The following is an 11,698-nucleotide window of genomic DNA, read 5'->3' as shown; positions in this document are numbered from 1 at the left end:
TTATTTTCTCTTTTGGGGGGGGGCCCCCCGGGGGTTTTTCCCCCCACAAAACCCGTCCCCCCCCCCCCGGGGGGGGGGCGCCCCCCCCCCCGGGCCCCCCCCGGCCTGGCGCCGGTCAACGCGATGAAATCGTCCTGGGCCGGCGCGCTCGGCCAGCCGCAATTCATGCCGACATCGTTCCTCAAGCACGCCGTCGACTTTGATGGCGACGGTAGGCCCGACATGTGGAATTCGACGCCCGACGTGCTCGCCTCGATCGCCAACTACCTCGTGCATTATGGCTGGGTGAGGGGGCGCGGCTGGGGTGTCGAGGTGACGGTGCCGGCAAATGTCTCCTGCTCGCTTGAAGGCCCCGACCAGGGCAAGAAGATCTCCGATTGGGTGGCGATGGGCATCCGGCGCGTTGACGGCAAGGCATTTGCAGCAAGCGAATTGAAGGCCGAAGGTTTCCTGCTGATGCCGGCGGGGCGCAGCGGCCCCGCCTTTGTCGTCACGCCGAACTTCTATGTGATCAAGCAGTACAACAACAGCGATCTCTACGGCCTGTTCATAGGCCATGCAGCCGATCGCATCGCTAAGGGGGACGCTACCTTTGTCGGCACCTGGGGCGCGGTCGGCGACCTGCACCGGTCCGATATCGCCGCTTTGCAGCGGGCGCTCGAGGCTAAGGGCTACGATGTCGGCAGCGCCGACGGGCTGCCCGGCTTCAAGACGCGCCGCTCGATCGGCGTCTGGCAGGCCAAGAACGGCAAGCCCGCCACCTGTTTCCCCGATGCAGGCTTGGTCGCGCAGTTGAAATAGCGGCGACTTCCAGGTCTCAAACAGAGGCAGATTTTTCTCGATCGGCGGCTGCAATTAGCTGGCGCATGGGTCGACGGATCGTCGCTCATTTGGTCCGATATGCCATCTGGCAAAAATCCATGCGGCAGAGCGGACGCCGTCGAATTGGGAGTTGACCAACTGGACAAAAACCACGACGGTAAGTGGTCCAAGCCGCGGCCGGCTTCGAGAAGAATAATGAAGCCCTGAGCCGGGAACTCAGGTCAACAAAACAGGGAACGATCACCATGATGCTGGAAAAGTTTGCTGTCCGTAGCTTGCTTGCGGGTGTAGCCATGACTGCGCTGCTAGCGACGCCCGCCCTCGCGGTTACGCCGGCCGATACGCTGGTCGAGGGCTTTGCCATCGACGACATCATCTCGATGGATCCGGGCGAGGCGTTCGAGCTGTCGACGGCCGAAGTTACCGGCAATACCTACGATCTCCTGGTCCGCCTCGACCTCAGCGATACTTCCAAGGTCAAGGGGGACCTCGCCGAGAGCTGGACAGTTTCCGATGACGGCCTGACCTACACCTTCAAGCTCAAGCCCGGCATGAAGTTCGCTTCCGGCAATCCGATCACCGCCGGCGATGTCGCTTATTCCTTCGAACGCGCCATCAAGCTCGACAAGAGCCCGGCCTTCATCATCAACCAGTTCGGTATCAGCGGCGACAACGTCACCGAGAAGGCCAAGGCCGTCGACGACACCACCTTCCAATTCGTCGTCGACAAGGCCTATGCGCCGAGCTTCGTGCTCAACTGCTTGTCCGCCACCGTGGCCTCCGTCGTCGACTCGAAGCTGGTCAAGGAGCATGTCGCCGCCGTCACGCCGAGCGCCGATTACAAATGGGACAACGACTTCGGCAATGCCTGGCTGAAAACGGGCTATGCCGGCTCCGGGCCATACAAGCTGCGCGAATGGCGCGCGAATGAAGCCGTCGTTCTGGAGCGCAACGACAATTACAATGGCGAGAAGGCCAAGCTCGCCCGCGTCATCTACCGGAACATGAAGGAAAGCTCCGCGCAGCGTCTGGCGCTTGAGGCCGGCGACATCGACGTGGCCCGCAATCTCGAGCCGAACGATCTCGACGCCATAGCCAAAAACGCCGATCTCACCACGACCAGCGCGCCGAAGGGCACGGTCTACTATATCAGCCTCAACCAGAAGAACCCGAACCTCGCCAAGCCCGAGGTCCGGCAGGCCTTCAAGTATCTGGTCGACTACGATGCGTTGAGCACCACCATTCTCAAGGGCATAGGTGAGATCCACCAGTCCTTCCTGCCCAAGGGCGACCTCGGCGCGATCGACGACAATCCTTTCAAGCTCGATGTCGCCAAGGCCAAGGAACTGCTCGCCAAGGCCGGCCTGCCGAACGGTTTCAAGGTGACCATGGACGTTCGCACCGGCCAGCCGACCACCGGCATGGCGGAATCGATCCAGCAGACGCTCGGCCAGGCCGGTATCCAGCTGGAGATCATCCCAGGCGACGGCAAGCAGACGCTGACGAAGTATCGCGCCCGCAACCATGACATCTATATCGGCAACTGGGGCCAGGACTATTTCGATCCGAACTCCAACGCCCAGACCTTCGCCTCCAATCCGGACAATTCCGACGCCGCCAAAATCAAGACGTTGGCATGGCGCAACGCCTGGGACATCCCGGACCTGACCAAGGAGACCGAGGCGGCGCTTTTGGAGAAGGATTCGGGCAAGCGCGCCGATATGTACAAGGACCTGCAGCAGAAGATCCTCGACACCAGCCCATTCGTCATCATCCACCAGCAACTGGAAGTGGCCGGGCTGCGCAAGAACCTCAAGGATTTCAAGCTCGGGCCGAGCTTCGATACCAATTTCGTCTGGCCGGTCTCGAAGCAGTAATCCCGGCGGACGACACGCGTGAGCGTAGCCGACAATCAGCCGGCGACGGCAGGCCGCGGCAGCGACCGTGCCGTCGCATTTGCGTCGTCTATCGGCCGCTTCCTGGTCATCGCGGTGACGACCTATCTGGGTCTTCTCGCGGTGACCTTCTTCATCGGCCGCGTCATCCCGATCGATCCGGTTTTGGCCGTGCTCGGAGACAGGGCTCCCACCGCAGTCGTCGAGCGCACGCGCCGTGAGATGGGGCTCGACCTGCCATGGATCGAGCAGTTCTACATCTATGTGAAAAGCGCGTTGAGGGGCGACTTCGGCACTTCGGTGCTGACCACCAATCCGGTGATGTCCGATATCCGCCGCGTCTTTCCGGCCACGATCGAGCTTGCGACGCTGGGCACGCTGATCGGCGCGATCATCGGCGTGCCGCTAGGCGTGCTGGCGGCCGTCAAGCGCGGCAGCCTGATCGATCAGATTGCCCGAATCGTCGGCCTGATCGGCTATTCGGTGCCGATCTTCTGGCTGGGGCTGCTCGGGTTGGTGCTATTCTACGCCAAGCTGCAGTGGATCGCTTTCCCGGCGCGGCTCGACGTCGTCTACGAATACACCTTCACGCCGATCACCGGGTTCTACCTGCTCGATTCGGCGGTCCAGGGGCAGTGGGACGTCTTCCACGATGCCTGGCGTCATATCGTCCTGCCGGCCGCGCTGCTCGGCTATCTGTCGCTAGCCTATATCAGCCGCATGACCCGCTCCTTCATGCTGAACGAGTTGGCGCAGGAATATATCGTCGCGGCGCGGGCCAAGGGCTTGTCGGAAACGCGCATCATCTGGGGCCACGCGCTGCGCAACGCGGCGGTGCCCATGGTGACTGTGATCGCGCTCTCATACGCCAACTTGCTCGAAGGCTCTGTGCTGACGGAGACCGTCTTCTCCTGGCCGGGCATCGGCCTTTACATCACCAATTCGCTGCAGAATGCCGACATGAACGCGGTGCTGGGAGGCACCATCGCCATCGGCTCGGTTTTCATCGCCATCAACCTTCTGTCTGATCTGCTTTACCGGCTGCTTGACCCAAGGACGAAGGTCGGATGAGCGCTGAAACCATCCAATCCAGGCGCGCGTGGCTGCTGAGCGACCGGCCGGCATCGCGCCTGCAGGCAAGGCTCGGCCGCGCCTATGTGTCCTGGCGCCGATTCTCCGCCAACCGGTTGGCGTTGGTCGGCATGCTCATCATCATCGCGCTGCTGGTGGTCGCGACCTTTGCCGATGTGCTGGCGCCCTATTCGCCTACCGTCGGCGATCTGAAGAATGCCCGCCTGCTGGCGCCGAGCGCCGCGCATTGGTTCGGCACCGACGACCTTGGCCGCGACATCTATTCGCGCATCGTCTATGGCGCGCGCTGGACGCTTTATGTGGTGATCCTCGTCGCCATCATCGCCGCTCCCATCGGCCTGCTGGTCGGCACGGTCGCCGGCTACGCCGGCGGCTGGACCGACACGATCCTGATGCGTATCACGGACATCTTCCTCGCCTTTCCGAAGCTGGTGCTGGCGCTCGCCTTCGTCGCAGCTTTAGGCCCCGGCATCGAGAACGCGGTGCTGGCGATCGCTATCACCTCCTGGCCGCCCTATGCGCGCATCGCCCGCGCCGAAACGTTGACGGTGCGCAACTCCGATTACATCAAGGCGGTGCAACTGATGGGCGCCTCGCCCTTCCGCATCGTGCTGCGCCACATCATGCCGCTCTGCATCTCCTCGCTGATCATCCGCGTCACGCTCGACATGGCGGGTATCATCCTGACCGCCGCCGGCCTCGGCTTCCTCGGCCTCGGCGCGCAGCCGCCGCTGCCCGAATGGGGCGCCATGATCGCGTCCGGCCGCCGTTTTATCCTCGACCAGTGGTGGGTGGCGGCGGCCCCCGGTGCCGCCATTCTGATCGTCAGCCTCGGCTTCAACCTGCTCGGCGACGGCCTGCGCGACGCGCTCGATCCCCGGAGCGGCGACCAATGAGCGACATGCTCCTCGAAGTCGACGACCTGCGCGTCACCTTTCCGACCCGCACTGGTCTCGTGCAGGCTGTGCGCGGCGTTTCCTTCTCGCTTGGCCGCGAGCGGTTGGGCATCGTCGGCGAGAGCGGCTCAGGCAAGTCGCAGACCGGCCGCGCCATCATGGGCCTGACCCCGCCGCAGGCCGAGGTATCGGCGAAGAAGCTCGCCTTCGACGGCATCGATCTTTTGTCGATATCGCCACGCCAGCGCCGGTCACTGCGGGGAAACCGCATCGCCATGATCCTGCAAGACCCGAAATATTCGCTCGACCCGGTGATGACCATCGGCCGTCAGATCGTCGAAACGCTGCGCACGCATGAAAAAGTATCCAAGGCCGAGGCGCGCGAGCGGGCTTTAGCCATGCTGCAGGCGGTGCAGATCCGCGATCCGGCCCGCGTCTTCGACCTTTATCCGCATGAGGTCTCCGGCGGCATGGGCCAGCGCGCCATGATCGCCATGATGCTGGTCACCGGACCCGAACTGATGATCGCCGACGAGCCGACCTCGGCGCTCGACGTTACCGTGCAGCTCGACGTGCTCAAGATCCTCGACAAGCTCGTCGCCGAGCGCGGCATGGGCCTGATCTTCATCTCGCACGACCTGCGGCTGGTCTCTTCCTTCTGCGACCGTGTCGTCGTCATGTATGCCGGCAAGGTCGTCGAGCAGATCAAGGCTTCCGAACTGCGTGATGCCCAGCACCCGTACACGCGCGGCCTGCTGAACTGCATGCCGAGGATCGGCTTCGAGCGCCACCCACTGCCGGTGCTCGACCGCAAGCCGGAGTGGGCGGCATGACGGCTTCCATCATCGTCGAAGGGCTGGAAGTGGTTTTCGACCGCTTTCGCGCGCTGAAGGGCGTGAGTCTCGAAGTAAGGGAAGGCGAATCCTACGGCCTCGTCGGCGAGAGCGGTTCCGGCAAGTCGACGCTGCTGAGGGCGATCACCGGTCTTGCGCCTGTCGCTTCCGGCACCATCACCGTCAACGGCAAGACCTTGGGCAAGACCCGCGACAAGGCCTTCTACCGCGATGTGCAGATGGTGTTCCAGGATCCCTACGGATCGCTGCATCCGCGCCAGACGGTCGACCGCTTGCTGCAGGAGCCGCTCGCGGTCCATGGCATTGCCGACGGCGAGAGGCGCATCGAGCGCGCGCTGGACGAGGTCGGCCTCGGCAAGGGCTTCCGCTTCCGCTATGCGCACCAGCTCTCCGGCGGTCAGCGCCAGCGCGTCGCGATTGCGCGTGCCCTGATCCTGGAACCCTCGCTGCTTCTCCTCGACGAGCCGACCTCGGCGCTCGATGCCTCCGTCCAGGCGGAAGTGCTGAACCTGCTGGAAGAGGTCCGCCGCCGCCGCAAGCTCACCTTTCTGATGGTGAGCCACGACCTCGCCATCATCACCCATATGTGCGAGCGGCTGATGGTCATGCAGAACGGCGAGGCGGTGGAGACGTTGACCGCGAGCCAGCTGATCGGGCACCGTGTCAGCGATGTTTATACGCGCAATCTGCTCAGGGCGAGCGAGGGGTTCGTGCGGGTCTAGCGTTCTGCGCCTTGAGTTTCGGGGACAGCGACGGTGTCCGCATCGTTGCCTTGCTCCTCCTTCGGTTCCTTGATCCTGAACCACGTCACATAGAGCGCCGGCAGGAACAGCAGCGTGATCGCCGTGCCGGCGATGATGCCGCCCATCATGGCATAGGCCATCGGTCCCCAGAACACTTCGCGCGCGATCGGGATCAGCGCCAGGCTGGCGGCGGCCGCCGTCAGCGCGATCGGCCGCATGCGGTGCTCGGTCGCTTCGATGACCGCCGCCCAGCGGTCCTTGCCTTCGGCGACGAGGTCCTCGATCTGCACGATCAGGATGACCGAGTTGCGGATCAGGATGCCGATCAGCGCCAGCACGCCGAGGATGGCGACGAAGCCGAGCGGCGCGCCGCTGGGCACCAGGGCCGCCACCACGCCGATCAGGCCGAGCGGCGCCACCGCCACCACCAGGAACAGGCGCTGGAAGCTCTGCAGCTGCACCATCAGGATGGTCGCCATGATGAACAGCATCAACGGCACGACGGCCGCGATCGGCCCCTGGCTCTTGGCGCTTTCCTCGACCGAGCCCGCGGTCTCGACCGAATAGCCAGGCGGCAGCTTGGCGATGAAGGCGTCGACCGAAGGCTTCAGCTCGTTGACGACGGTCGCCGGCAGCACGTCGCCGACCAGGCCGGCGCGCACGGTGATCGTCGGCGTGCGGTTGCGGCGCCAGACCGTCGGCTGTTCGAGGTCGTAGCGAAAGCTGGCGATTGCCGCCAACGGGATCGACTCGCCGGTACCGGTCGGCAATTGCAAGTTCTGCAGCGTCGAGATCGAGCTGCGGTCCGCCCCGCGCGAGCGCGCCACGACGTCGATCAGATAGGTTGCGTCCCGCACCTGTGTGATGGTCGAGCCGCCCACCGTGCTGTTCAGAGCGCTGGCGATGTCGGACGACGTGATGCCGAGCTGCCGCGCCTTGTCCTGCAGCACGTCGACCCTCAGCACACGCTGCGGCTCGTTCCAGTCGAAGGTGGGGGCGGCCAGCTTCGGATTGGCCGAGATCACGCCGGCGAATTGCTGCGCCAGTTCCCGCACCGTCTGGATGTCGGGACCGCCGACGCGGTATTGCACCGGCCTTCCGACCGGCGGGCCAAGCTCCAGCAATTTGACGAAGGCGTCGGTGCCGACGAACTCCTCGCGCAGCAGCTTCTCCAGCGCTGGTTTCACCCGGTTGCGGGCCTCGATGCTCTTGGTGACGATGACGGTCTGGCCGAAATAGGGATTGGCCGGTTGCACGTCATAGGCGAGCACGAAACGCACGGCGCCCTGGCCGATATAGGAACTGAAGTGATCGATGTCGGGATTGCCGACCAGCGCCCGCTGCTCGAAGCGTTCCATCTGGTCGCGCGTCTCGGTGATCGAGGAGTTCTGCGGCAGGTTCCAGTCGACGATCAGCTCCGGCCGGTCGGATCGCGGGAAGAACTGCTGCTGCACGAGGCCGAAGCCGGCGACCGAGCCGGCGAACAGAAGCACTGTCACGATGATGGTCAGCCAATGGCGGCGAACGGACAAGACAAGCACGCGCCGGAACAGCGAGGTGAGGCGCCCGGGCTGGTCGTGGTGCTTCTCCTTCATCGTCGCCGGCAGGATGGTGACGCCGAGCAGCGGCGCGAACAGCACCGCCACGATCCATGACACAAGCAGCGATACCGCGATGACGACGAACAACGTGAAAGTGTATTCGCCGGCCGCGCTCGAATTGAGGCCGATCGGGATGAAGCCGGCGACCGTCACCAGCGTTCCCGTCAGCATCGGGAAGGCGGTCGACGTATAGACATAGGTCGCCGCCTTGCGCAGATTGTCGCCGACCTCCAGCCGCGCCACCATCATCTCGACCGCGATCATCGCATCGTCGACCAATAGCCCGAGCGCGATGATCAAGGCGCCGAGCGAGATGCGCTGCAGCGAGATGCCGAGATAGGCCATCACCGTGAAGGTGATGGCCAGCACCAGCGGGATCGACAGCGCCACGACGAAGCCGGCGCGCATGCCGAGGCTGACGAAGGAGACGGCGAGCACGATCGCGACGGCCTCGAACAGCGCCCGCGTGAAGCCCGAGACCGCCTCCTCGACGATCACAGGCTGGTCGGCGACCAGATGCACGCCGACGCCGACCGGCAGGTCAGCCAGCACCTTCTGCATCTCCTCATGCAGCGCCTCGCCGAATTTCAGCAGGTTGGCGTTGGGCTTCATGCCTATGGCAAGCCCGATCGCATCCTGTCCGTTGAAGCGGAACAGGGCCGTCGGCGGGTCGACATAGCCGCGCCTGATCGTGGCGACATCGCTCAGTCGGAAGAAGCGGTCGTTGACGCGCAGATTGATGGCGCGAAGGCTTTCCTCGGAGGTGAACTGTCCGCCGACGCGCACGCTGATGCGCTCCGGTCCGGACTCGATGACGCCGGACGGCGTGATCGCGTTCTGCGCCTGCAGGCTGGCCACGATTTGCTGCTGGTTGAGGCCGAGCGCCGCGATCTGCCGGCTCGAGAATTCGAGATAGATCGCCTCGTCCTGGGCGCCGACCAGATCGACCTTGCCGGCATTCGGCACGGTCAGGATCTTGGTGCGGACATCCTCGACATAGTCGCGCAATTGGCGCGGCGTCAGCCCGTCGGCGGTGAAGGCATAGATGTTGCCGTAGACGTCGCCGAAGCGGTCGTTGAAGAACGGCCCCTGCACGCCTTGCGGAAACTGCGCCTTGATGTCGTTGACCATGTTGCGCACCTGAAGCCAGTTCGGCACGACGTCGCGCGCCTTGGTGGTATCCTTCAGGTTGACGAAGATGACGGTCTGACCGGCGGTGGTGACGGATTTGGTGTAGTCGAGGCTGTCGAGCTCCTCGAGCTTCTTCTCGATCCGGTCGGTCACCTGCTGCACGGTTTCCTTGACCGAGGCGCCAGGCCAGTTGGCCTGGATGATCATGGTCTTGATGGTGAAGGCCGGGTCTTCCTCGCGGCCGAGATTGAGATAGGAGAAGATGCCGGCCGCCACGAACACCAGCATGAAATACCAGACCATGGAGCGGTGGCTGAGCGCCCAGTCGGAGAGGTTGAAGCCCTTCATCAGACGCCGCCCTCCGGCACTTTGACCTTTTGGCCTTCGGTGAGGCTGTGGACCCCGGCTGTGACGACGCGCATGCCGGCCTCGAGCCCTCCGGCCACCGTGAAGCTGCTGCCGTTCTTCGACGCAACCTTGATCTCGCGCGTGCTCACGCTGGAGGATTGCGGATCGACGATCCACACCTTGGTGGCGCCATCCTTTTCCAGCAGTGCCGATATCGGCAATTCGATCGTCGGCGCGACCTCGGTCACACGCGTCGCCGTGATCGTCGAGCCGAGCCGGAACGCCGTCGGTGGATCGACCAGCGTCAGCTTCACGCGCCTTGTCCGGGTGGCGCCTTCCGACTGCGGCGCGATCTCGCGCAGCTTGGCCTGTGTCTTGATCGTCGGCAGCGATTGCAGGACGATCTCGAAGGGCATGCCGACGGTGAGGTCGCCGGTCAGCTGATCGGGGATGTCGATGACCGCCTCGCGCGGAACGGTACGCGCCGCGGTGACGATCATCTGTCCCGGCGAGACGGTCTGGCCGACCTCGGCGCCGACCGCGGTGACGACGCCGTCGAAATCGGAGAACAGCCGCGCATAGCCAAGCTGCTCCTGCGATTTGGCCAGAGCGGCGTTGGCCCGCTCGACGCCGGCTTCCGCCGCCTGCCGCTCCTGTTTCGCGGCATCGAATGTGGCTTGCGATGTGTTGGCCGAGGCAAGCAGCTGACGCTGGCGATCCTCGCTGGCGGCAGCGTTGATGAACTGCGCCTGCGCGTTCGACAGATCCGCTTTCGAGGCCTGGACGGCAAGGTCCAGCGCTGTCGGATCGAGCGCCGCGATTGTCGTGCCCTTGGTGACGAGGTCGCCGACCCTGACGTCGCGCGAGACGACGCGGCCAAGCAGCCGGAAGGCGAGGTCGGCGCTGTATTGCGGCTCGACCGAACCGGCAAAGCCGAAGGTCTCGATGGTCTTCGGCTCGACCACCATCGACAGGACCGGCCGGATGACCTCAGGCGGCTTCTCCTCCGAGCGCGAGCAGGCGGCGAGCGCTGCAAGGACCAGCAGCGAAGCGATGCGCGGCGACCGGTTCATTGGGTCGCCCCCGCCATCTCGATCGTCTGTCCTGGGCTGAGCAATTGCCCGCCGGCGGTGACGACGCTCTGGCCTTCCTGCAAGCCCTTGTCGACGACGACGCCGCCGGAATCGAAGGCGAGCACCTCGACCGGAGCCGTCGTCACAGTCTTGGTCGCCGGATCGACGATCCAGACGGCGGGCTTGCCGGCAGCCGATGTCAGTGCCTGCCAGGGTAACAGGATCGCTCTCACAGACTTGGCGCTGACTGTGCCGATGACGGCCGCGCCCAAAGGCATGCCGGCAGGTGTGTCGGGGATGCCGACCTTGACCCGGATCGATCCCGACGCGGTATCGACCGCCGGCGAGATTTCGCGCACCTTGCCGACCGCGCGCACCTGCGGATCCGACAGCAGAGTGATCGTCACCGCAGGCGAGGGCGGCGTCTGGGCAACCAGCGTCTCGTGCACGTTGAAGACGGCGTCGCGGTCGCCGTCCTCGGCAATAGTGAACACGGTCTGCGCCGCCTGCACCACCTGCCCGGCCTCGACCTGGCGCGCCGTGATGACGCCGGCTGCTCCCGCCTTGAGCTCGGTGTAGGACAGGTTCTCCTTGGCGTTGGCCAAGGCACTCTGCGCGGCATCGACGCTGCCTTGCGCCACTTTCAGCGTCTGGTCGGCGGTGTCGAAATCCCGCCTTGTCGTGAAACCCTGGGAAAGCAGCGTCTTTTGCCGCTGGTAGGTGGCCGCGGCCTGGGTGAGCTGCGCCTGCGCTGCGTCGAGGTCGGCCTGCGCCGAGCGCAGATCCGATTCCTGTTCCTGTGGATCGATGCGGGCAAGCACCTCGCCCTGATCGACATGCTGGCCGACATCGACCAGCCGCTCCGCGACCCGGCCGCCGACGCGGAACGACAGATTGTTGAGCGTGCGGGCAGCGATCACCCCGGTCAGCGAGGTTAGCGGCGCGTAGTCGGCGAGGGCGACCGTTTGCGTCGTCACCACCACCGGCAATTTCTTTTCCGCCGCCTGCTGCTTCTGGCAGCCGGACATCGAAATCGCCGCGCCGGCGCAGGCGAGCAGCAACAACGTTTTTGGACGAAAAGGAAGGCGGTGTGGCGAAGACGGCAAGGCGGACGATGTCGCTTTCCTGCTCATGGTTCCCGTCAAGCCGCGGGGGCCGCCGCTGACGGTGTCCGAACCGGATAGATAGGTAACAGAATGGACCGATTAGATGGGTGACAGTTTTCTTGCCAGCCGGGAGGACC

The 11,698-nt window shown here is 64.5% G+C and carries 8 protein-coding genes and 1 pseudogene; 6 read left to right on the top strand and 3 right to left on the bottom strand.

Annotated features, from left to right (window positions below; translation table 11 throughout):
• Window positions 1–102 precede the first annotated feature (102 nt).
• From P9272_RS30760 to P9272_RS30735, 6 genes and pseudogenes are all read left to right on the top strand, one after another.
• A pseudogene (locus P9272_RS30760) lies at window positions 103–801 on the top strand (peptidoglycan-binding protein); the annotation flags it as partial.
• Between the two features lie 266 nt (window positions 802–1,067).
• Window positions 1,068–2,699 (top strand): ABC transporter substrate-binding protein, encoded by a 1,632-nt coding sequence (locus P9272_RS30755; protein ID WP_278163687.1) that lies wholly within the window; start codon window positions 1,068–1,070, stop codon window positions 2,697–2,699.
• An 18-nt stretch (window positions 2,700–2,717) separates the two neighbouring features.
• Window positions 2,718–3,788 carry an ABC transporter permease gene (locus tag P9272_RS30750; RefSeq protein WP_278163685.1) on the top strand — a complete coding sequence of 357 codons (1,071 nt, stop codon included), beginning with the start codon at window positions 2,718–2,720 and terminating at the stop codon, window positions 3,786–3,788.
• Window positions 3,785–4,705 carry a nickel transporter permease gene (gene nikC, locus P9272_RS30745; protein ID WP_278163683.1) on the top strand — a complete coding sequence of 307 codons (921 nt, stop codon included), beginning with the start codon at window positions 3,785–3,787 and terminating at the stop codon, window positions 4,703–4,705. The genes P9272_RS30750 and nikC overlap by 4 nt, the downstream gene beginning before the upstream one ends.
• Window positions 4,702–5,538: an ABC transporter ATP-binding protein gene (locus tag P9272_RS30740; protein WP_278163681.1), complete on the top strand. Its 837-nt coding sequence runs from the start codon at window positions 4,702–4,704 to the stop codon at window positions 5,536–5,538. Before nikC ends, P9272_RS30740 begins: the two co-directional genes overlap by 4 nt.
• A complete protein-coding gene (locus P9272_RS30735) occupies window positions 5,535–6,281 on the top strand; it encodes an ABC transporter ATP-binding protein (protein WP_278163679.1) in 747 nt (248 codons plus the stop codon). Before P9272_RS30740 ends, P9272_RS30735 begins: the two co-directional genes overlap by 4 nt.
• Here the strand turns inward: P9272_RS30735 and P9272_RS30730 are convergent.
• Genes P9272_RS30730 through P9272_RS30720 form a run of 3 tightly spaced genes read right to left on the bottom strand, consistent with a single transcriptional unit; the run spans window position 6,278 to window position 11,483 of the window.
• Entirely contained in the window at window positions 6,278–9,382 is a 3,105-nt protein-coding gene (locus tag P9272_RS30730) for an efflux RND transporter permease subunit (RefSeq protein ID WP_278163677.1), read from the bottom strand. The two genes, P9272_RS30735 and P9272_RS30730, sit on opposite strands and share 4 nt — an antisense overlap.
• The gene (locus P9272_RS30725; protein WP_278163675.1) at window positions 9,382–10,455 is read right to left on the bottom strand and encodes an efflux RND transporter periplasmic adaptor subunit; all 1,074 of its coding nucleotides are present in this window, start codon (window positions 10,453–10,455) and stop codon (window positions 9,382–9,384) included. Before P9272_RS30725 ends, P9272_RS30730 begins: the two co-directional genes overlap by 1 nt.
• The gene (locus P9272_RS30720; protein ID WP_278163673.1) at window positions 10,452–11,483 is read right to left on the bottom strand and encodes an efflux RND transporter periplasmic adaptor subunit; all 1,032 of its coding nucleotides are present in this window, start codon (window positions 11,481–11,483) and stop codon (window positions 10,452–10,454) included. The genes P9272_RS30725 and P9272_RS30720 overlap by 4 nt, the downstream gene beginning before the upstream one ends.
• Window positions 11,484–11,698 lie beyond the last annotated feature (215 nt).

This window comes from Mesorhizobium sp. WSM4976, from assembly GCF_029625685.1.
Lineage (GTDB): Bacteria > Pseudomonadota > Alphaproteobacteria > Rhizobiales > Rhizobiaceae > Mesorhizobium.
The sequence above is the reverse complement of the archived record's forward strand: the minus strand, read 5'-3'. Positions and strand labels throughout refer to the sequence as shown.

Bases quoted from the DNA above. Each gene is read 5' to 3' on its own strand.
- P9272_RS30755 (WP_278163687.1), top strand. From the start codon at position 1,068: ATGATGCTGGAAAAGTTTGCTGTCCGTAGCTTGCTTGCGGGTGTAGCC.
- nikC (WP_278163683.1), top strand. From the start codon at position 3,785: ATGAGCGCTGAAACCATCCAATCCAGGCGCGCGTGGCTGCTGAGCGAC.
- P9272_RS30740 (WP_278163681.1), top strand. From the start codon at position 4,702: ATGAGCGACATGCTCCTCGAAGTCGACGACCTGCGCGTCACCTTTCCG.
- P9272_RS30735 (WP_278163679.1), top strand. From the start codon at position 5,535: ATGACGGCTTCCATCATCGTCGAAGGGCTGGAAGTGGTTTTCGACCGC.
- P9272_RS30730 (WP_278163677.1), bottom strand. From the start codon at position 9,382: ATGAAGGGCTTCAACCTCTCCGACTGGGCGCTCAGCCACCGCTCCATG.
- P9272_RS30725 (WP_278163675.1), bottom strand. From the start codon at position 10,455: ATGAACCGGTCGCCGCGCATCGCTTCGCTGCTGGTCCTTGCAGCGCTC.
- P9272_RS30720 (WP_278163673.1), bottom strand. From the start codon at position 11,483: ATGTCCGGCTGCCAGAAGCAGCAGGCGGCGGAAAAGAAATTGCCGGTG.